Consider the following 20,855-nt stretch of genomic DNA (forward strand, 5'->3'; position numbering starts at 1 on the left):
GTCGACGTTTGTACAGCGTCTACACGGTCGGTCGTATGGCCGGTCGGCGAGGTTACCTGCGGCGATACCGGGCACTGCGGTGTCGGCGCAGCCTAAGGAAGGAAAGACTCCGATATGACCACAGAGGCCTACATTTACGAGGCCATCCGCACTCCGCGGGGCCGCAACAAGAAGGGCTCGCTGCACTCGGTCAAGCCGATCGATCTGACGACCGGTCTGGTCAAGGAGCTGCGTAACCGCTTCCCGAACCTGGACGAGGAGCGCATCTCGGACGTCGTCCTCGGCGTCGTCTCGCCGGTGGGTGACCAGGGCGCCGATATCGCCCGCACCACCGTGCTGACCTCGGGCCTGCCCGACACCGTCGGTGGCACCCAGATCAACCGCTTCTGCGCCTCCGGCCTGGAGGCCGTCAACCTCGCCGCCCAGAAGGTCCGCTCCGGCTTCGAGGACCTGGTCATCGCCGGTGGCGTGGAGGCCATGTCGCGCGTGCCGATGGGCTCCGACGGCGGCGCCATGTTCATGGACCCGTGGACCAGCTACGAGAGCTACATCGTCCCGCAGGGCATCTCGGCCGACCTGATCGCCACCATCGAGGGCTTCTCCCGCGATGACGTCGACGCCTACGCGGTGCAGTCGCAGGAGCGCGCCGCGGCCGCGTGGACCGGCGGCTACTTCGCCAAGTCCGTCGTGCCCGTCAAGGACATCAACGGCCTGACCGTGCTGGACCGCGACGAGCACATGCGTCCCGGCACCAAGCCCGAGGACCTGGCCAAGCTCAACCCGTCCTTCGCGGGCATCGGCGAGATGGGTGGCTTCGACGCGGTGGCGCTGCAGAAGTACCACTTCGTCGAGAAGATCAACCACGTCCACCACGGCGGCAACAGCTCCGGCATCGTCGACGGCGCCGCGCTGGTGCTGGTCGGCAACGAGGAGGCCGGTAAGGCCTCCGGCCTGACCCCGCGCGCCCGCATCGTCTCCACCGGCATCTCCGGCGCCGACGCCACCATCATGCTGACCGGCCCGACCCCGGCCGCGCACAAGGCGCTGGCCAAGGCGGGCCTGAGCGTCGACGACATCGACCTGTTCGAGATCAACGAGGCATTCGCCTCGGTCGTTCTGAAGTTCCAGAAGGACCTGAACATCCCGAACGAGAAGCTGAACGTCAACGGCGGCGCGATCGCCATGGGCCACCCGCTGGGCGCCACCGGCGCGATGATCACCGGCACCATGGTCGACGAGCTGGAACGCCGCAACGCCCGCTACGCCCTGGTGACCCTGTGCATCGGCGGCGGCATGGGTGTGGCCACCATCATCGAGCGCGTCTGACGCCCTTACCTCACAGGAGAGACGAAAACACATGACCGACAACATGATTGCCTGGGAGAAGGACGCCGACGGCATCGTCGTGTTGACCATGGACGACCCGAACCAGGGCGCCAACACGATGAACGACCTCTACAAGAAGTCGATGACGGCCACCGTCGACCGCCTCGAGGCCGAGAAGGACGACATCACCGGTGTCGTCATCACCTCGGCGAAGAAGACGTTCTTCGCCGGTGGTGACCTGAAGAACATGATGCAGGTCGGCCCGAACGACGCCCAGGCCCTGATGGACGAGCTGACCGAGATCAAGTCGGCGCTGCGCCGCCTCGAGCAGCTCGGTAAGCCGGTCGTCTCGGCGATCAACGGCGCCGCGCTCGGCGGCGGCCTGGAGATCACGCTGGCCACCCACCACCGCATCGCCGCCGACGTGAAGGGCCTCAAGATCGGCCTGCCCGAGGTGAAGCTGGGCCTGCTGCCCGCCGGTGGCGGCGTCACCCGCACCGTGCGCATGTTCGGCATCCAGAACGCGCTGATGCAGATCCTGCTGCAGGGCAACGAGTTCAACGCCGCGAAGGCCAAGGGCATCGGCCTGGTCGACGAGGTCGTCGGCTCGGTCGAGGAGCTGGTCCCGGCCGCCAAGGCGTGGATCAAGGCGAACCCGGACAAGGGCGTGCAGCCCTGGGACGTCAAGGGCTACAAGATCCCCGGCGGCACCCCCTCCACCCCGTCGCTGGCCGCCAACCTCCCGGCGTTCCCCGCGAACCTGCGCAAGCAGCTCAAGGGCGCCAACATGCCCGCGCCGAAGAACATCATGGCCGCCGCCATCGAGGGCGCCCAGGTCGACTTCGACAACGCCTCGCTGATCGAGTCGCGCTACTTCGTCGACCTGCTCACCGGCCCGGTCGCGAAGAACATGATCCAGGCGTTCTTCTTCGACCTGCAGACCATCAACAACGGTGGTTCGCGTCCGAAGGACGTGCCGAAGAAGGAGATCAAGAAGGTCGGCGTGCTGGGCGCGGGCATGATGGGCGCGGGCATCGCCTACGTCTCGGCCAAGGCCGGGTACGAGGTCGTGCTGAAGGATGTCTCGCTGGAGGCGGCCGAGCGCGGTAAGGGCTACTCGGTCAAGCTCGAGGAGAAGGCCCTCTCGCGCGGCAAGACCACCGAGGAGAAGTCCAAGGCGCTGCTGGACCGTATCCACCCGACCGCCGAGGCCAAGGATCTCGAGGGCGTCGATTTCGTGATCGAGGCCGTCTTCGAGAACACCGAGCTCAAGCACAAGGTGTTCCAGGAGATCGAGGACATCGTCACCCCGGATGCGCTGCTGGGCTCCAACACCTCGACCCTGCCGATCACCGGCCTGGCGACGGGCGTGAAGCGCGAGCAGGACTTCATCGGCATCCACTTCTTCTCCCCGGTCGACAAGATGCCGCTGGTGGAGATCATCAAGGGCGAGAAGACCTCCGACGAGGCGCTGGCCCGGGTGTTCGACTACACCCTGGCGATCCGCAAGACCCCGATCGTGGTCAACGACAGCCGCGGCTTCTTCACCTCGCGCGTGATCGGCACGTTCGTCAACGAGGCGATCGCGATGCTGAAGGAGGGCATCGACCCGCAGACCATCGAGCAGTCGGGTCTGCAGGCGGGCTACCCGGCGGCGCCGCTGCAGCTGTCGGACGAGCTGAACATGAAGCTCATGCAGAAGATCGCCAAGGAGACCCTGGAGGCCGCCAAGGCCGGCGACACCAAGCTGGGCACCGAGCGGCACCCGGCGCAGGATGTCATCGACTACATGGTCGAGCAGGGCCGTCCGGGCCGTCTGGAGAAGGCCGGTTTCTACGAGTACGACGAGGACGGCAAGCGGCAGGGCCTGTGGTCGGGCCTGCGTGAGCACTTCAAGACCAGCACCGAGGACAAGGTTCCGTTCCAGGACCTGATCGATCGGCAGCTGTTCATCGAGGCCATCGAGACCCAGAAGTGTTTCGACGAGGGCGTGCTGACGTCGACGGCCGACGCCAACATCGGTTCGATCTTCGGCATCGGCTACCCGGCCTGGACCGGTGGCGTGCACCAGTTCATCGTCGGCTACCCGGGTGGACAGGAGGCCTTCGTGGCCCGCGCGGACGAGCTGGCCGCCAAGTACGGCAAGCGCTTCGAGGTGCCCGCCTCGCTGCGCAAGTAGCACCGAGCACCACCGAACGCCCGGTACGGCCCGGATCACGATCATCGTGGTCCGGGCCGTCTTGCGTGCGAAGGGCTTTCGTCCGGACTGGTCGGTCCCTCACACACGCGGGCGGAATCTCCACCGGATGACCGTGGTCCGCGCTACGTTGGAGTAAGCGCGGATGAGTTCGAGGTGGTCCAATGAACCCACACACGGGCAAGGTCCGCAGCACCGACCCTCCCGCCGAATCGAACACCCAGCGTTACCCGCCGATCGGGATCGCCGACGAGCTCGCGGCGATGGGGCTGTTCGACGCCGAGGAGGTCGGCCGCGGCGGCTTCGGGGTCGTCTATCGCTGTGTCCAGCGCGCCCTGGACCGCACCGTCGCGGTGAAGGTGCTCTCCTCGGAGATCGACGAGGAGAGCCGCGAGCGGTTCCTGCGCGAGGAGCAGGCGATGGGGCGGCTGTCGGGCCATCCGAACATCGTCGACGTGCTGCAGGTCGACGTGACCGCCGGTGGCTTGCCCTTCCTCGTGATGCCGTACGCCACGCACGGGTCGCTGGAGCATCTGGTCCGCGAACACGGGCCGCTGAGCTGGTCGGACTCGTTGCGGGTCGGGGTCAAGCTGGCCGGGGCGATCGAGAGCGCGCACCGGGTGCATGTGCTGCACCGCGACGTGAAACCCGCGAATGTGCTGCTGAGCCGCTACGGCGAGCCGCAGCTGACCGATTTCGGCATCGCCCGCATCCCGGGCGGATTCCGGACCTCCACGAGCATGATCACCGGCTCGCCCGCGTTCACCGCCCCCGAGGTGCTCAAGGGCGAGGAGCCCACCGTCCGCTCGGATGTCTACGGACTGGGCTCCACGCTGTTCGCGCTGCTGACCGGGCACGCCGCCTTCGAGCGGCAATCCGGCGAGAAGATCGTCGCGCAATTTCTGCGCATCACCACGCAGCCCATACCGGACCTGCGCGAGCAGGACATTCCGCCGGGCGTGGCGAGCGTGATCGAGCGGGCCATGTCCTCGGATCCGTCCGAGCGGCCGGTGTCGGCGCTGGAGCTGGGGGAGCTGCTGCGCTCGGTGCAGCGCGAGCACGGGCAGCTGCCGGACGAGATGGCGCTGCTGGATCCCGGGCCGGGCGCGGCCGAACCCCTCGACCGCGGCGCGCCGGCGTATCCGTCGCTGCGCTCGCGCTCGGTGGTGACGGGCCCGCCGGGAGCGACGACACGGCGGCCCGGCTCGTCCGGTGAGCGGCAGCCGCCCGCGGGCGGTCCGGTCACGCTGCCGCCCACGGCCGCAACGAAATTCCGGCCGCCGACACCGGCGCGCGAGCCGGTGGCGCGGCCGCGGCTGCTGGACATCCTGCGGTCGGCCGATCGGCGCCGGTTGGCGGTGATCCACGGCCCGGCCGGATTCGGAAAGAGCACCGTCGCGGCCCAGTGGCGAGCCGAGCTGAATACCGGCGGGACCGCGGTGGCCTGGATCGGTATCGATCACGACGACGACAACGAGGTGTGGTTCCTCGCCCACCTCGTGCAGGCGATCCGCCGGGTGTACCCGGAGATCGGCGCCGGACTCGAGCAGGTGCTGGAGGAGCGACCGGCCGAGGCGGTGCCCTACGCCATCTCGACGCTGATCGACGAGATCCACACCGGTGGCCGCCCGGTCGTGGTGGTGATCGAGGACTGGCACCGCATCACCGATCCCGGGGCGCACCGGTGCATGGATGCGTTGCTGGACAACGCCTGTCACCATCTGCGGTTCGTGGTCACCACGCGGGAGCAGACGGGGCTGCCGCTGAGCCGATTGCGGGTGCGCGACGAGCTGGTGGAGATCGGCTGTAACGAGCTGCGCCTGACGCCCGCCGAGACCAGGCAGATCCTGGTGGAGCGCAACGGTTTTCCGCTCACCGACGAACAGGTCGAGCAGATCCACACCGCGGCCGACGGGTGGCCCGCGGCCATCCAGCTGGTCAGCCTGTCGCTGCGCGGCGGCCGACCGGCGGAGACGGGTGGCGCGTCGAGGGAGATCGATCCGGCGCAGCTCATCGCGCACCTGTCCGGGGGCAACCAGGCGATCCGGGACTACCTGTCGGAGAACGTGCTCGACACCCTCGACGAGCGCATGCTCGAGTTCCTCATGTCGATCTCGGTCACCGAGAAGGTCAGTGGCTCGCTGGCCGCCGCGCTGAGCGGTGAGCCGGACGCGGAGGAACTGCTCGAGCAGGCGGAGCAGCGGGAACTGTTCGTCGGCCGCATCGACCAGGACCCGGAGTGGTTCCGGATCCAGCCGCTGTTCGCCGAGCAGCTGCGCACCCGGCTCGAGCGGGTGCACCCGGGCAAGCTGAAGTCGTTGCACCGCAAGGCTTCGCGCTGGTATGCCGAACATCAGCTGGTGCGCAAGTCGGTCGAGCACGCGATGGCGGCCGCCGATATGAAGCTGGCGCTGGACCTGCTCGAGACCGGCGGTATGGACCTGATCGACACCTCGCGCCTGGCCACGTTGCTGGGGACGGTGTCGAAACTTCCTGTGCAGCAGGTGGCTTCGCGGTCGAAGCTGCTGATGGCCCTGGCCCGCGCCAATACCAACCTGCAGCAGTCCGGTGCCGCGCGGACGGCGCTGGGACGGTTGTCGAGCATGTTGGCGCGCAGGTCGCCCACCGACGCCGACACGGTGCGGCAGCGCTGCGAAGCGGCGGTGCTGGCCGCCGCGGATCAGGTAGCGCGCGACCGCACCGACGGTGTGCTGGAGAAGGTTTCGGACTGCCTGCAACTGGCCGACGATCTGCCGCCGTGGACGGTGTCGACCGCGGCCAACCTGGTGTCGTTCGTGCGCCTGTGCGACTTCGATTTCGAGGGTGCGCGCGGCATGCAGGACTGGGCCGCGCAGTACCACGCCCGCTCCAAGGATCCGCTGGGTGCCGTCTTCGGCCTGCTGGGCAAGGGCGCGGCCGCCTACGAACAACTCGATATCGACACGGCCACACAGTGTTTCGAGCAGGCCTGGCAGACCGCCCGGGACCGCTCGGGCCCGCGCTCGCACGCGGTGCGGGTGGCGGCGGCGCTGCTCGGTGAGGTCACCTATCGGCGCGGCGATCTGGATGCGGCCGAACGCCTGCTCGATCAGAGTCACCAGCTGGTGGCCAGGGTGGGGCCCGTCGATTTCATGATCACCACCTTCGTGGTGGGTGCGCGGGTGAAGGCCGAGCGCGGGGACATCGAGACCGCCGCCGCCCGGCTCGACGAGGGCGCGCGCATCGCCGCCGACCGCAAGCTGACCCGGCTGGCCGCGCACATCCGCGCCGAACGGCTGCGGCTGGATCTGCCCGGGGACCAGGCGGGCGGGGCGTTGGTATCGGACCCGGCGATCCGGTCCATGCGCCACAGCACCGGCGCGGCCGCCCTCACCGCGGAGGCCGAGGAGATCGCCACGATTCGCGCCCTGCTGGCCCACCACTACCGCGGCGGCGCCGAGGCCTACGGCGACGACGCCCCGCTGGGCACCAGCGATTCGGCGGTGAAGCGGGCCCGCGCCCTGTACGGTCGCATGGCCGAACAGCACCGCCCCCGTGCGGAATTGGACGCGGCGCTGCTGCTGACCGAATGCCTGTCGGCGGCGGGATGGACCGGCGAGGCCATCGGCACCCTCACACCGGCGGTGGCCCGCTGCGCCGAACTGGGCTGGCCACGACCGTTACTGGACGCGGGGCCGGGTGTCCTCTCGCTCCTGCGGACCCTGCGCAACGAGATGCTGCTCGGCACCGAACACTCCGAAATGCCGGACATCCCGAAGAAGTTCCTGGACTCGCTCCTCTAGGCGTTCCACCACGGGCGCAGTGGTACATCCCAGGTCTGGTTCGGGCCCAGCTTCATACCCAGCACCTGGTGCAGCTGCACCACGTTGCGCTCGAAGCCGAGCACGCAGCCCGCCATGTACAGGCCCCAGACCTTGGCGGTGCCCTCGCCCACCTCGGCGACGCAGGCGTCCCAGTTGGCGACCAGGTTCTTGCACCATTCGCGCAGGGTGAGGGCGTAGTGCGGGCGGAGGTTCTCCTCGTGCACGACCTCGAGGCCGACGTTCTGGATATCGGAGATGATGCGGCCGGAGCCGATCAGCTCGCCGTCCGGGAACACGTAGCGATCGATGAAGTCACCGGCCTTGGTGGTGCGGGTGTTGTCGGGCCGGGTGATGCAGTGGTTGAGGAACAGGCCGCCGTCGCGCAGCTTGCTCTGGATGTAGCCGAAGTACGACGGGTAGTTGTGCACGCCGATATGCTCGGTGAGCCCGATGGACGACACCGCGTCGAATTCGGATTCGGGCACGTCCCGGTAGTCGGAGTGGCGCACCTCCGCGAGGTCCTGCAGGCCCTCCTCGGCGATCTTCTTCTGCCCCCACTCGGCCTGCTCCTTGGACAGGGTCGCGCCGATCACCTTGACCCCGCGCTTGGCCGCGTAGCGCACCATGCCGCCCCAGCCGCAGCCGATATCGAGCAGCCGGTCGCCCGCCTTCAGGTTCAGCTTGTCGAACACCAGGCGGTACTTGTTCTCCTGCGCCTGCTCCAGCGTCCAGTTCTCGTCCCCGTACGCCGCGCAGGTGTAGGTCATGGACGGGCCGAGCACGTACTCGTAGAACTCGTTGGAGACGTCGTAGTGGTGGTGAATCGCCTCGGCGTCACGGTGTTTCGAGTGCCGGAAGCCCTCCAGCGCGATGCGCCGCCAGCGCGGCAGCGTCTCCTGCGGCGGCGGCGCGATCGGCTTGAGCGCGTCCCAGCCCAGCGAGCGGGCGATGGTGACCAGCGCCAGCGCCGACGGGCGCCGGAACTTCAGGTCGCTCATCGCGCGCAGGAAATCGTACGGGTCGCCCGGGTGGACGCCCTCGGCGAGCATATCGCCCGAAATGTAGGCGCGGGCCATGCCGAGATCGCCGGGTGCGGTGGCGATGTAGTTGATCCCGCGCGGAGTGCGGATGTCCAGGCGGTACTTCGAATCCTCGGGGCCGCAGCTCGATCCGTCGTAGGCCGTGAACCGGATCGGTACCTCGCCATCGACCAGGGTCTCGAAGATCTCGGCGATGGTGAGTCGGGTTCCCAGCTCCGCGAAGACGTCGGAACGGTCTCTGAACGTGGTCACTTGCGTTGCACCGCCTTCGAATACAAATCCAGTAAACGATGATCTGGGTCGTAGTGTTTCTTCAGTTCGGGATAGACATCGCCGCCGTACAACTCGGCGAACTCATCTTTGTCGTAGTAGGCATCCGAGTACAGGGATTTGTGACCGTCCAGTTCGGACACCTTGTGCTCGATGGCCCGGTTGGCGGCGCCCTCTTGCTGTCCGGGCACCGTCGGGACCGAGGACCAGAAGCCGATATTCACGTAGGTGCGCTCGGGCTCCAGCGGATACAGGGTCCACGGGCGCCCACTCGCGGTATGCCCGGTGTCACGCAACCGAAGCGGGCACAGCCACACCGGTTCGATCGGGATCTCGTCGAGGAACCACTGCATGAATTCGGCGGTGCGCTCGATCGGCACCTCGATGTCCTGCACCACGCGCTCGCGCGGCGGATTGCCCTTGCGGGCCTCGAGCCGGTCGGCGATGTCGTACTTGTGGTCCAGGGCGATCAGCTTCCAGTAGAAGCTGGACCGCCGGTACTGCCGCGGCCAGAAGCGGCGGATCTTCGGATTCTGGGTGCCGAACGCCCGCGAGCACCAGAACCAGTCGGTGTCCCAGCGCCACAGGTAGTCGTGAATGGTGAGGCGGTCGCGCTTGGGCTGTTTCCCGTCGTGCTGGATGGAGCGGTAGTAGATGTCCATTCCGGTGTAGTCGCTGACCGGGCCGGGCTCGTCGGTCTGGCGGCCGAGCACCAGGTAGCTCTCGTCGGCGGTGAACACGACGCCGTCGACGTAGTCGACCCGCTCGCCGTCGTAGGCGCGGTCGAGCACGATCTGCGCCATCGTCGCTTCCAGCTCGCGCAGATCGTGGAAGCGCACGTGCCGCAGCGCCACGTAGGGCTGCACGGTCTCCAGCTCGATCTTCAGCCGGGTCGAATAGCCGAGCGTGCCATAGGAGTTCGGGAACCCCCGCAGCAGATCGGCGTGCTGCTCGGGGGTCGCGGTGATGATCTCGCCCGCGCCGGTCAGCACGTCGAGCTCCAGGACCGATTCGTGCGGCAGGCCGCTGCGGAACGAGGTCGACTCGATGCCCAGGCCGGTGACCGCGCCGCCGAGCGTGATCGTCTTCAGCTGCGGGACCACCAGCGGGGCCAGTCCGTAGGGCAGCGTCGCGGCGACGAGGTCCTCGTAGGTGGTCATTCCGGCCACGTCGGCCGTCTTGGCCTGCGGGTCCACCGCGATCACCCGGGTCAGGCCCGAGACGTCCAGGCCGGGTGCGGGGTTCTTGGCCCGGGCGCGGAACAGGTTCGAGGTCTTCTTGGCGAGCCGGACGTTCGCGTCCCGGGGGATGGCGCGGTAACTCGCCAGCAGCCGGTCCACCCCCGCCCGATGCGCGGCAAATCCTGATTCGTGTGCGGCCGGTGCGCGGCCGGCCTTCCCCAACAGACTCACTGCCACCCCATGACGCTATCTCTCCCCGAAAAGGGAGGCCACTGTGAGGGTACCTATCCGTCCGAATTTTCACGCACCTGTTGCATGGCGTTGGGAAATCGTCCGGATGTCCGATTCTATGCCGTCTGCGCAGCTCAAGACGGTAATTAGCGGGTCTAACAGTGTCGATTCGGGTGCCCGGGCCGCGCCGGGGACGGTCGGCATGTGGGACCGGATCCGATTGGGATGCGAATCACCGATCGGGCCGCAATCGCCGTCTCGTGATAGCCGAGCCGGGTGTACAGGGCGCGGGCCTCCACCAGATCCGTGCGGGTATCGATCGGCGCCCAGGGCGCGGGCGGCGTCCTCGGCGGGGCGACCAGCAGCGGCGCGCCGCCCAGGCCGCGGGCCGGTGGCAGCAGGAAGACCCGCTGCAGCTCCGCCGTGGTGGCGTCGACCAGGTGTATCCCCGCCGTCCCGACCGGTTGTCCCGCGCGCCGGGCGACCAGCAGCACCCCGTGGGTCGGGGTGAGATGCGCGCCGGACTCCGCGGCGATCGCCCGCTCGAGTTCGACCGGTGGCGTCGGCCTGGCCTCGTGCAGCCGGTACCAGCGATCACTGACCTCGGTGCAGTAGGCCCGCCACAGGGCAACCGCAACCACCGAACCAACCGGTTCCGGAGCGAAGGCCCAGGAGGACATGGCGATTCCGGATCTCCCACACGATTCCGCTCAGAACCGCTGCGACCGCCAGCGCTCCCTATCTTCTCTTGCCCGGCATGCTGCTTCTCTTTCCCGGCATGCCGGATCTCTCTTTCCCGGCATGCTTTTCGCCGGGATCCCCTAGCGCTGGGGTGGATACGGGTTGTGGGGGCCCTGTTGTGGGTAGCCCGGGTGCTGGGGATAGCCCGGGGGTGGGCCCTGGGGATAACCCGGGGGCGGGCCGTAGCCGGGGGCGGCGTACTGCGGCATGGGAGCGTAGCCGCCGGGCTGTGCCGGGTGTTGTTGGGGCGCAGCATAGTTCGCCGGTACCGGAGGCTGCTGGGGGTAGTGCCCGGCGCCGTGCGGCTGGCCGGTGGGGGACGGGCCCGGCTGGGGATGGCCCGGATACGGTTGCGCCGCACCATGACCGGCGGGTGCGGGCCACTGGGGATGGGCGGCCTGCGGGGCCTGTGGATCGTTCGGCGGCGGCTGCATTCCGCCACCCGCCGAACCCTTCGACTTGCGAAGTTCGCTGCGCAGCATGAACACCCCGCCCGCGCTGAACAGCGGGCCGAGCACGACCATCGCCCAGGCGGTCTTGGTGTTCTTCGACTGCTGTTCCTCGGCGGTGCGCGTGGTCGAGCCGTGCTTGCCGGTGGTGACGCACTTGTCGCCCGCGTCCATCGTCTTACCGCCGCAGTCGACCTTGCCGTGGCTGTTCAGCATCACGATGCCCGCGATCAGGGCGACGATTCCGAACACCACCAGCAACGCCCAGGTGACGATCTCCTTGACCCTGCGCATGCGATGTACGACGTTGGACACGAACCCCCCTCGGTGATTCCGGCAATGCTGACGGTCCGGCTCCCCCGGACCGCGGCGTAGCATAGCCCGGCGGCAGTCATCGTGCACACCGCCGACTCAAACAAGGAGTTCACAGTGGGACAGGTCAGCGCCTCCAGTTCGATCGTCGTTCCGGCCGATCCGCAGCGCACGCTCGAGGCGATCGCCGACTACGAGACGGTGCGCCCCCGCATCCTCTCCGGGCACTATCACGACTACAAGGTGCTCGAGGGCGGCAAGGGCGCGGGCACCGTCGCCGAGTGGACGCTGCAGGCCACCGAGAAGCGGTCGCGCAACGTGCACGCGGTGGTGTCGGTATCGGATTCCATGGTGACCGAGCGGGATTCGAACTCGACGCTGGTGACGTCGTGGACGGTGACCCCGTCGGGCACCGGTTCGCTGGTCACGATCCGCACCACCTGGAAGGGTGCCGGCGGCGTCGCCGGATTCTTCGAGGGCATCTTCGCGCCCTTGGGCCTGAAGAAGATTCAGGCCGAGGTGCTGGAGAACCTGAAGAAGGAACTCTCCTAACCCTTCGCGATATCGAACAGGTTGCCCTCCGGATCGGCGAGGGTGGACCAGGTGATCCCGTACTCGTCGAAATCGGCGATGTGCTTGGCACCCAACGAGATCGCCCGCTCGATCTGGTCGCGCCAGTCGGTCGCGGCCAGGTCGAGGTGGACGATGTTCTTGCCCGGATTCTTGTCCGGGACGCGCAGGAACATCAGCGTGGGCGACATGGTCTCGCGGCCGATCGTCGCGAAGTTCTCGTTCGCGTCCGGATCTACCGGCTGCTCCAGCAGTTTCGCGTAGAACTGTGCCAGCGCGGCCGCGTCGGTGCAGTCGACGGTGATGTTCACGAGCCTGGGCGGCATCGGATTCCTTTCTTCAGAGCCGGCCGATCGGCCAGCAGACTTCGGTGCGAAGGGTTTCGGGGTCCTCGACGTCGTGCGGGCAGACGACGTACATCTCCCGGATGGGCTCGTGCAGGGCGGTGTCGTGCTCGGCGACATGGCTGCCCAGCGCGCCGTAGGTGCGGTCGAAATCGGTGAACGGCCCGGCGTGCACGGCGACGGCGAAGCGCCGGGCCGGAAGTTCGATCACCGCAGCGTCTTTCGCCCCGGCGAGCCGCCCGCGGTCGGCGGCGGCGATGGGGACGAAGGCGACCACCTGGCCGATCTCGTCCTCGAAGAATTCCGGGGAGTAGGTGGCGCCGCTGATCCCCGCCGGTGCCACCCCGGCCGCATCCAGCAGTCCGAACAACCGGTCGAAGGTGGCACCGCACCAGTCGCCGATGCCCGCGGTGGCCACCACATCGGTCATCGACAGCGCGGGAAATGCCGGGACGGAACGGTATTCGACCGCGATCGGCGCGCGCGGCAGCAGCAGCGCCCGCAGCGAGGCGACCACGTCGCGGGTGCGGGCCAGCTCGGCCTCCATGCGCTCCAGGTGCGCGCGCAGCGCCTCGTCGCGCGCGCCCTGATCCGGCGCGGCCAGTACCGTGCGGATCTCCGGCAGCGGCATATTGAGGTCGCGCAGGCGCCGGATGAGGTGCGCCTCGGCGACCTGCCCGGTCGAGTAGCGCCGATACCCGGAGGCGGGGTCGACCGTGGCGGGTTCCAGCAGCTCGATCTCGTGGTAATACCGCAGCGTCTTCACGCTCAGGTAGGTGAGCCGGGCAAATTCTCCGATGGAGACTGTCGCGGTCATACCCGACAGCAAACACCCTCCAGTGGGTGGAGAGTCAATATCGGTCAGTAGGTGAGCACGAAGGTGAGCAGCGGGGTCGTCTGCAGCGCCCCGCGCCACCACGAGTAGCCGAACCACACGTTCGGCGTGACCTCGCGGATCTCGTCCCAGATCTGCGGGGTGATCGAGGGCTGATAGTCCAGCGCCCACATCGGTCGCCCATCGATCAGCGACGGCGCGGTGTAGACGTTGGCGGGGAATCCCTCGATTCCGGCGCCGGTGATGCGGTTCATCAACCGGCCGCCGTCGGGGCCGGTGTAGAAGTTCTTGCCGATCCAGAACGGCGGCGCCATCGCCTCCACGACCGGCGGGCGCGCCACCCAGCCGTTGGTGATGCCGCTGGGAACTGCGCCCTGGGCCGAGTCCACGAAGATCCGGTCCTGCTGCTCCGGGGAACAGATGTCACGCAGCGCCGTCACGGTCGCCCGCGGATCGTTGTCGTACAGCACACAGCCGCCGCCGTAGTCGGCATCCGCGTGTGCGGCGGGTGCCAGGACCGCGGCCGGGACCACGGCGAGCATCGCCGCCAGGCACGCGGGCACGACCGAACGCGCGACGGATCTACCCAAATTCACACGGTCTACACGCATTGCTGCCTCCACCAGTGACCCGACCCGTCTTCGATCGTAGATCGCTATCGCCGGGTGGATAGGGGAGTAGACCCAACCGTGACTACGCTGGAGCGCAACCACTTCCCGCAGAGAGGACAGCCCGTGGAGCCCGGTGGACAGGTCGACATGCAGGCACTGCTTGCGCAGGCCCAGCAGATGCAGGAGGCCGTGATGGCCGCACAGGCCGAGATCGCGGAGGCCGAGGTCGAAGGCGAGGCCGGGGGCGGCCTGGTGCAGGTGACCATCAAGGCGACCGGTGAGGTGCAGTCGCTGCGGATCGACCCCAAGGTCGTCGATCCCGAGGACGTCGAGACCCTGCAGGATCTGGTCGTGGGCGCGGTCAACAACGCGATGTCCAACGCCCAGCAGCTGGCCGCCGAGAAGCTGGGTCCGCTGGCCGGTGGCGGCGGCATGCCCGGCCTGCCGTTCTAGCGGGCAGTAGACATTGTACGAGGGGCCGGTTCAGGATCTGATCGACGAGCTGGGCAAGCTGCCCGGCGTCGGTCCGAAGAGCGCGCAGCGCATCGCCTTTCACCTGCTGTCGGTGGAGCCGCCGGAGATCGACCGGCTGCAGGCCGTGCTGCAGAAGGTGCGCGACGGCGTGCGGTTCTGCGCGGTGTGCGGCACGGTCTCCGACGGCGAGCTGTGCCGCATCTGTGCCGATCCGCGGCGCGACCGCACCCTGATCTGCGTGGTCGAGGAGCCCAAGGATGTGCAGGCGGTCGAGCGCACCCGCGAGTTCCGCGGCCGCTACCACGTCCTCGGCGGCGCCCTGGACCCGCTGTCGGGCGTCGGCCCCGATCAGCTGCGCATCCGAGACCTGCTGGCGCGCATCGGAAATCAGGAGGACGGCGTCGATGTCACCGAGGTGATCATCGCGACCGACCCGAATACCGAGGGCGAGGCGACGGCCACCTACCTGGTCCGCATGCTCCGCGATTTCCCCGGCCTCACCGTCACCCGCCTCGCCTCGGGCCTCCCGATGGGCGGCGATCTGGAATTCGCCGACGAATTGACCCTGGGCCGGGCCCTGTCGGGGCGCCGCGCCCTGTGATTGCGGATGGTCTCCGGTTACTGTCGCTGGGGTGAGTCCGGAGTTCTTGCTGACAACCCTGGTTATCGTCGTGACGCCGGGGACCGGTGCGCTGTACACGCTGGCGGCGGGGTTGAGCCGGGGGACTCGGGCGAGCATGATCGCCGCGTTCGGGTGCACGCTCGGCATCGTGCCGCATATGGTCGCCGCGATCACCGGCCTGGCGGCGCTGTTGAACACCAGCGCGATCGCGTTCCAGACGTTGAAGTATCTGGGCGTCGCCTACCTGCTGTACATGGCCTGGAGCACGTTCCGGGACAAGGGCACGCTCGCGATCGATGAGCGGGGGCAGTCCGGCCCGCCGCCCTCGGCGCTGCGGGTGATCGTCTCGGCGGTGCTGCTGAATCTGCTCAATCCCAAGCTGACCATCTTCTTCTTCGCATTCCTGCCGCAGTTCGTCAGCCCGCAGGAGGCGCACGCGCTGCCCCGCATGCTCGAACTCAGCGGCGTCTTCATGCTCGCCACGTTCGTGGTGTTCGCCGCCTACGGCGCCTTCGCCGCCGCGGTGCGCACCCACGTCATCGACCGCCCCGCCATCACCACCTGGCTGCGGCGCGTGTTCGGCGCGTCGTTCCTGGCCCTCGCGGGCCGCCTGGCCCTGCAGAACCAGTAGTTCAGAGGTCGACCGGCTGCCAGTCGAGGGCGTCGAGCCGGGTGCGGTCGCCGACGGTCCAGTCCCAGATCAGGTCGGCCACCCGGACCGGGTCGGTGAGCGTGGTGCCGAAATGCCGCTCGGGCGAGCCGTCGCGGTACTCGAGGGTGTAGGTGCCGGTGCCGTCGCGGAAGGTCTGGATGTAGTCGTGGGGCGCGCGCTCGACGATCAGGTAGGGATTGGGATCGGCCAGGGCCGGGATCCACTCGTAGGCCAGGACCCTGGTGAGATACGGGAATTCGCCCGCGCCGCCGTGCGTCACGGTCACCGGGACGAGACCGGACGGGTCGATCAGCCAGGTGAGCTGCGGATCGTAGACGGCGTAGCCGCGCGGCGTGGCGAGGTCGAACAGCAGCCCGCGCAGATGGCCGATCGCGTCGTACGGGCTCGAAACATACAGCGCCGCACCGGTTTCCACGCCACCGACCGGCGCGTTCGCCAGGAAGCCGTCGCGCTCGGGCAGTTCGTCGTTGCGCCGGTTCAGCTCGGCCGCCATCTGCGCCACCGCCTCGGCCTCCGGCAGCCCGCGCTGGGCGGTCAGGTACGCGTCCACCTCGTCGGGGGTCGCGGCGGCACCCGACGGCAGCAGTACGTGGTCGTAGCTCACCCGGCCAGGCTACGTGGCCCGGTGCAGGTCTCGGTGACCGCGCAGCCGCAGCCTCCGGCCACGTCGAAACAGTCGACGACGAAGGCGTGCCGGGAGTGGTCGGTGTCGTAGCAGCCCGCATCGGTGCACTCCACCGACCTGTCGCCGTGCACGACGAGCGTGCCGTGGCAGTGGTCGAGCGCCGTATCGCAGGACAGGCAGACCCGCATGTGCATGAAGACCTCCTATGAGACCGTCCGCACTATCGGTGTACCACCGCGGTGCGACAGGATCGCGGCACCGACAGCGTGTCGTCCGCGGTTGTCCGAGCGCGGTCCGGGATGTGGCAACCCCTCCGCAACCGGCATACGCTGCAGTGAAAACCATCGACATCTACCTCAACGGGCTCGAGGGCGAGGAGAGCGCATGACAGCCGCCGTCACACCCACCGGCGCGGAGCCGGACACGGTCGACATCAACCGCTACGACCCGCAACACCGGCGCTGGCTGGCCGAGGCGGTCGCCAAGGTGCGGGCGGATATGCGCCGCTCCTCCGACACCCACCTGCTGCGGGTTCCGGTGGCCGCGCTGCCCGGGGTGGATCTGTACCTGAAGGACGAGTCGACGCATCCCACCGGCTCGCTGAAGCATCGGCTGGCGCGCTCGCTGTTCCTGCACTCGCTGTGCAGCGGCTGGATCCGGCCCGACCGCCCGGTGATCGAGGCGTCCAGCGGTTCGACCGCGGTCTCCGAGGCCTACTTCGCCCGGCTGATCGGCGTGCCGTTCATCGCGGTGATGTCCCGCGCCACCAGCCGGGAGAAGGTGCGGCTCATCGAATTCCACGGTGGCCGATGCCATTTCGTGGACGATGCGAACGAGGTCTACGAGGTCGCCGCGCGGCTGGCCCGCGAGACCGGCGGCCACTACATGGACCAGTTCACCTTCGCCGAGCGCGCCACCGACTGGCGCGGCAACAACAACATCGCCGAGTCGATCTTCGACCAGCTCGCCGAGGAACCGCACCCCGAACCGGCGTGGATCGTGGCGACCGCAGGCACCGGCGGCACCTCGGCGACGATCGCCCGCTACGTGCGCTACACCGGCCGCGCGACGGGCATCTGCGTGGCGGATCCGGACAACTCGGCGTTCTTCCCCGGCTGGCGGGACGCGGACCCCGGTGTCACCACCGAAACCTGCTCGCGCATAGAGGGAATCGGGCGCCAGCGGGTCGAGCCCAGCTTCGTCGCCCCGGCGATCGATCGGATGATCCACGTTCCCGACGCCGCCGCCATCGCCGCGATCCAGGTGCTGGAGGAGCTGATCGGCCGCAAGGCGGGCGCGTCCACCGGCACGGGGCTGTGGGCGGCGTTCCACCTGATGTCCGAGATGGCGCGCGAGGGTCGGCAGGGCAGCGTCGTCGGCCTGCTCTGCGATCCGGGCGACCGCTACATCGACAAGTACTACTCGTCGGATTGGCTCGCGGCCCAAGGGATCGACATCGAGCCGTGGCGCGCGCGGCTGCGGTCGTTCCTCGAAACCGGCAGCCTGTAGGAACCCGCTACGTGGTCAGCAGGCGCACCACCGCGATGATGCCGACCACCACGATCACCCCGCGCAGCACGGTCGGTGGCATGCGACGCCCCACCGTCGCCCCCAGCTGTCCGCCGATGATCGAGCCCACCGCGATCAGCGCGACGACCTGCCACGCCACCTCGGCGACGAAGACGAAGATCAGCGCCGAGAGCGCGTTCACCAGCAGCGCCAGGAAGTTCTTCACGGCATTGAGGCGCTGCAGTTCGTCGTGCACGAACACCCCGAGCAGCCCGATCAGCAGCACGCCCTGCGCCGCGCCGAAGTAGCCGCCGTAGACACCGGTCCCCAGCACCGCCAGCCACAGCAGCAGCCCGCCGTGCGCGGGCGCGGAGCCGTCGGCCTCGCGGCGCCGCTGCACCCACCTCGACAGCCGCGGCTGCACCACCACCAGCACCAGCGCGGCGACGATCAGCACCGGCACGATCGCCTTGAACGCCTCGGCGGGGAGTTTCAGCAGCAGAATCGCCCCCGCCGCGCCGCCCAGCAGCGACGCCGCGCCCAGGCGGAGCAGCCGGGCCCGCTGTCCCACGAGTTCGCGCCGGTACCCGAGCACGCCGCTGAGCCCGCCCGGCACCAGGCCGATCGTGTTCGAGACATTGGCCGTCACCGGTGGATAACCCAGCGCCAGCAGGACGGGGAAGGTGATCAGTGTTCCCGAACCGACGATCGTGTTGATGCATCCGGCCGCGATACCGGCCCCGAAGACGGCCAGCTGGTCCAGCAAGGTCATGCTCAGTTCTTGGCCTCCGCTTCGCTCCGGATGGTTTCGGCGCGACCCTCGAAAACCGAGACGCGCCGAAAACCATCCGGGGCGAAGTTACTTGGCTATCGCTTCGCGGCCCACTACCGGGGTGCGCAGACGCTCCGCGGGGGCCGGTCTTTTACGCACGGATCGCGCACCTGTAAACTCGCGCTCATCATGCAGCGGGCACTCCTTCTCGGCCGCCGCGACGGGGTCTGATACGGACCGGCTCCCGTCGCGGGGTTCAGCTGTGCCGGTCGACCCAAATACTTGGGACACACCAAACCCACACTCTCGGAGAATCGCATGTCACCCGCTGACGCCTTCGTTTCCGGATCGCGCACCATCACCGCGCCGTCCAAGCCCGCGCCGGCCGACCAGCCCGCGTGGAACAAGCAGAAGAACTCCTCGATGCCGACGTTCCGGTATCGGCCCTTCACCGACGAGGTGCCGGGTGCGAGCCCGGCGTCGGATGCCGCCCTGCAGCCGTTCCAGCGCACCTGGCCGGACAAGGTCGTCGACCGCGCCCCGGCGTGGTGCGCCGTGGACCTGCGCGACGGCAACCAGGCCCTGATCGACCCGATGAGCCCGGCCCGCAAGCGCCGCATGTTCGACCTGCTGGTGCGGATGGGCTACAAGGAGATCGAGGTCGGGTTCCCGTCGGCCAGCCAGACCGACTTCGACTTCGTCCGCGAGATCATCGAGGACGGCGCGGTACCCGACGACGTCACCATTCAGGTGCTGACCCAGTGCCGCCCGGAGCTGATCGAGCGCACCTTCCTGGCCTGCCAGGGCGCGCCCAACGTGATCGTCCACTTCTACAACTCGACCTCCATCCTGCAGCGCAGGGTGGTGTTCCGCGCCGATCGCGAGGCCGTGAAGAAGATCGCCACCGATGCGGCGACGCTGTGCCTGCAGATCGAAAAGCAGTACCCGGACACCAACTGGCGCTACGAGTACAGCCCGGAGTCCTACACGGGCACCGAGCTGGAGTACGCGCGCGACGTCTGTGACGCCGTCTCCGCGATCATCGCACCGACCCCCGACAAGCCGATGATCATCAACCTGCCCGCGACCGTCGAGATGGCGACCCCGAACGTCTACGCCGACTCGATCGAGTGGATGAGCCGCAACCTGGCCCGCCGCGATTCGATCGTGCTGTCGCTGCACCCGCACAACGACCGCGGCACGGCCGTGGCCGCCGCCGAGCTGGGCTATCAGGCGGGCGCCGACCGCATCGAGGGCTGCCTGTTCGGCAACGGCGAGCGCACCGGCAACGTCTGCCTGGTCACGCTGGGCATGAACCTGTTCTCCCGCGGCGTGGATCCGCAGATCGACTTCTCCGACATCGACGAGATCCGCCGCACCGTCGAATACTGCAACCAGCTGCCCGTGCACGAGCGCCACCCCTACGGCGGCGACCTGGTCTACACCGCGTTCTCCGGCAGCCACCAGGACGCGATCAACAAGGGCCTGGACGCCATGAAGGTGGCCGCCGACGCCGCCGATTCCGATGTCGACGACATCACCTGGGAGGTGCCGTACCTGCCCATCGACCCCAAGGACGTGGGCCGCACCTACGAGGCCGTCATCCGGGTGAACTCGCAGTCCGGCAAGGGCGGCGTGGCCTACATCATGAAGACCGATCACGGCCTGGCGCTGCCGCGGCGGCTGCAGATCGAGTTCTCCCAGGCGATCCAGAAGATCACCGACGGCGAGGGCGGCGAGGTCACGCCCAAGGAGATGTGGGACGTCTTCGCCGAGGAGTACCTGAACCCGATCGTGCCGCTGGAGCGCATGCGGCAGAAGGTGACCGCCTCCGAAACCGACGGCGGGACCGACCACATCGACGCCGTGGTCAAGGTGGACGGCGCCGAGCAGGAGATCTCCGGTGAGGGCAACGGCCCGCTCGCCGCGTTCGTCGACGCGCTGTCGACCATCGGCTACGACGTGCGGGTGCTGGACTACTCCGAGCACGCCATGTCCGCGGGCGACGACGCCCAGGCGGCGGCGTACGTCGAATGTGCCGTGGGCGACAAGGTGTCGTGGGGTGTCGGCATCGCCACCTCCATCACCACCGCGTCGCTGCGCGCGGTCGTCTCCGCGGTCAACCGGGCCCACTACAGCCGCTGATTACGGCAAGCCCTCCGGACCTGGGAAGGGTGGGGTTTTAAAACAATTTATATAAAAACAAAAAAACCCAGGAACGCCCGCGGCCCCGCGGGACCGGCCACCAACACACCCTGCGAGATTTGGGG

19 protein-coding genes are annotated in these 20,855 nt (G+C 68.4%); 9 read left to right on the plus strand and 10 right to left on the minus strand.

Annotated elements, in window-relative coordinates; translation table 11 throughout:
• Positions 1–114: 114 nt before the first annotated feature.
• From QH290_RS08015 to QH290_RS08025, 3 genes are all read left to right on the plus strand, one after another.
• Positions 115–1,326, plus strand: a complete 1,212-nt coding sequence (locus QH290_RS08015; RefSeq protein WP_280263049.1) for an acetyl-CoA C-acetyltransferase — start codon at positions 115–117, stop codon at positions 1,324–1,326.
• 31 nt (positions 1,327–1,357) lie between these two features.
• Positions 1,358–3,505: a 3-hydroxyacyl-CoA dehydrogenase NAD-binding domain-containing protein gene (locus QH290_RS08020; protein ID WP_280263051.1), complete on the plus strand. Its 2,148-nt coding sequence runs from the start codon at positions 1,358–1,360 to the stop codon at positions 3,503–3,505.
• 182 nt (positions 3,506–3,687) lie between these two features.
• Positions 3,688–7,305, plus strand: a complete 3,618-nt coding sequence (locus QH290_RS08025; RefSeq protein ID WP_280382427.1) for a serine/threonine-protein kinase — start codon at positions 3,688–3,690, stop codon at positions 7,303–7,305.
• Here QH290_RS08025 and QH290_RS08030 read toward each other — a convergent pair.
• From QH290_RS08030 to QH290_RS08045, 4 genes are all read right to left on the minus strand, one after another.
• Positions 7,302–8,618 (minus strand): class I SAM-dependent methyltransferase, encoded by a 1,317-nt coding sequence (locus tag QH290_RS08030; protein WP_280263052.1) that lies wholly within the window; start codon positions 8,616–8,618, stop codon positions 7,302–7,304. The two genes, QH290_RS08025 and QH290_RS08030, sit on opposite strands and share 4 nt — an antisense overlap.
• Entirely contained in the window at positions 8,615–10,048 is a 1,434-nt protein-coding gene (locus QH290_RS08035) for an FAD-binding oxidoreductase (RefSeq protein ID WP_280263076.1), read from the minus strand. The genes QH290_RS08030 and QH290_RS08035 overlap by 4 nt, the downstream gene beginning before the upstream one ends.
• Positions 10,049–10,203: 155 nt before the next feature.
• Positions 10,204–10,689 (minus strand): GNAT family N-acetyltransferase, encoded by a 486-nt coding sequence (locus QH290_RS08040; RefSeq protein ID WP_280382428.1) that lies wholly within the window; start codon positions 10,687–10,689, stop codon positions 10,204–10,206.
• 180 nt (positions 10,690–10,869) lie between these two features.
• Positions 10,870–11,553 (minus strand): hypothetical protein, encoded by a 684-nt coding sequence (locus QH290_RS08045; RefSeq protein WP_280382429.1) that lies wholly within the window; start codon positions 11,551–11,553, stop codon positions 10,870–10,872.
• A 114-nt stretch (positions 11,554–11,667) separates the two neighbouring features.
• On the opposite strand from QH290_RS08045, the gene QH290_RS08050 reads away from it, so the two are divergent.
• Complete coding sequence (locus tag QH290_RS08050; protein WP_280263057.1) at positions 11,668–12,102, plus strand: SRPBCC family protein; 435 nt, start codon at positions 11,668–11,670, stop codon at positions 12,100–12,102.
• Here the strand turns inward: QH290_RS08050 and QH290_RS08055 are convergent.
• From QH290_RS08055 to QH290_RS08065, 3 genes are read right to left on the minus strand one after another with little or no spacing between them, the layout of a single operon-like run.
• The gene (locus tag QH290_RS08055; RefSeq protein WP_280263058.1) at positions 12,099–12,446 is read right to left on the minus strand and encodes a VOC family protein; all 348 of its coding nucleotides are present in this window, start codon (positions 12,444–12,446) and stop codon (positions 12,099–12,101) included. The genes QH290_RS08050 and QH290_RS08055 overlap by 4 nt on opposite strands.
• A 13-nt stretch (positions 12,447–12,459) precedes the next feature.
• Positions 12,460–13,281: a MerR family transcriptional regulator gene (locus QH290_RS08060; RefSeq protein ID WP_280263060.1), complete on the minus strand. Its 822-nt coding sequence runs from the start codon at positions 13,279–13,281 to the stop codon at positions 12,460–12,462.
• Positions 13,282–13,325: 44 nt separating this feature from the next.
• Positions 13,326–13,895: a hypothetical protein gene (locus QH290_RS08065; RefSeq protein ID WP_425303568.1), complete on the minus strand. Its 570-nt coding sequence runs from the start codon at positions 13,893–13,895 to the stop codon at positions 13,326–13,328.
• Between the two features lie 138 nt (positions 13,896–14,033).
• Here QH290_RS08065 and QH290_RS08070 point away from each other — a divergent pair, with 138 nt between their 5' ends.
• Genes QH290_RS08070 through QH290_RS08080 form a run of 3 tightly spaced genes read left to right on the plus strand, consistent with a single transcriptional unit; the run spans position 14,034 to position 15,637 of the window.
• Positions 14,034–14,363 carry a YbaB/EbfC family nucleoid-associated protein gene (locus tag QH290_RS08070; RefSeq protein ID WP_280263078.1) on the plus strand — a complete coding sequence of 110 codons (330 nt, stop codon included), beginning with the start codon at positions 14,034–14,036 and terminating at the stop codon, positions 14,361–14,363.
• Between the two features lie 13 nt (positions 14,364–14,376).
• Positions 14,377–14,985, plus strand: a complete 609-nt coding sequence (recR, locus tag QH290_RS08075) for a recombination mediator RecR (protein ID WP_280263064.1) — start codon at positions 14,377–14,379, stop codon at positions 14,983–14,985.
• A 31-nt stretch (positions 14,986–15,016) separates the two neighbouring features.
• On the plus strand, positions 15,017–15,637 hold the full coding sequence (locus QH290_RS08080) for a LysE family translocator (RefSeq protein ID WP_280382431.1): 621 nt from the start codon (positions 15,017–15,019) through the stop codon (positions 15,635–15,637).
• A 1-nt stretch (position 15,638) separates the two neighbouring features.
• Here the strand turns inward: QH290_RS08080 and QH290_RS08085 are convergent, their stop codons facing one another.
• Both QH290_RS08085 and QH290_RS08090 read right to left on the minus strand, forming a co-directional pair.
• The gene (locus tag QH290_RS08085; protein WP_280263068.1) at positions 15,639–16,283 is read right to left on the minus strand and encodes a hypothetical protein; all 645 of its coding nucleotides are present in this window, start codon (positions 16,281–16,283) and stop codon (positions 15,639–15,641) included.
• The gene (locus QH290_RS08090; protein WP_425301565.1) at positions 16,280–16,498 is read right to left on the minus strand and encodes a hypothetical protein; all 219 of its coding nucleotides are present in this window, start codon (positions 16,496–16,498) and stop codon (positions 16,280–16,282) included. Before QH290_RS08090 ends, QH290_RS08085 begins: the two co-directional genes overlap by 4 nt.
• A gap of 190 nt (positions 16,499–16,688) precedes the next feature.
• Here QH290_RS08090 and QH290_RS08095 point away from each other — a divergent pair, with 190 nt between their 5' ends.
• Positions 16,689–17,813 (plus strand): PLP-dependent cysteine synthase family protein, encoded by a 1,125-nt coding sequence (locus QH290_RS08095; protein ID WP_280263069.1) that lies wholly within the window; start codon positions 16,689–16,691, stop codon positions 17,811–17,813.
• Between the two features lie 7 nt (positions 17,814–17,820).
• Here QH290_RS08095 and QH290_RS08100 read toward each other — a convergent pair whose 3' ends face one another.
• Positions 17,821–18,585 (minus strand): sulfite exporter TauE/SafE family protein, encoded by a 765-nt coding sequence (locus tag QH290_RS08100; RefSeq protein WP_280382432.1) that lies wholly within the window; start codon positions 18,583–18,585, stop codon positions 17,821–17,823.
• Positions 18,586–18,903: 318 nt separating this feature from the next.
• Here QH290_RS08100 and leuA point away from each other — a divergent pair, with 318 nt between their 5' ends.
• A complete protein-coding gene (gene leuA / locus QH290_RS08105) occupies positions 18,904–20,730 on the plus strand; it encodes a 2-isopropylmalate synthase (protein ID WP_280263074.1) in 1,827 nt (608 codons plus the stop codon).
• Positions 20,731–20,855 lie beyond the last annotated feature (125 nt).

This window comes from Nocardia wallacei, assembly GCF_029869545.1.
Classification (GTDB): domain Bacteria; phylum Actinomycetota; class Actinomycetes; order Mycobacteriales; family Mycobacteriaceae; genus Nocardia; species Nocardia wallacei_A.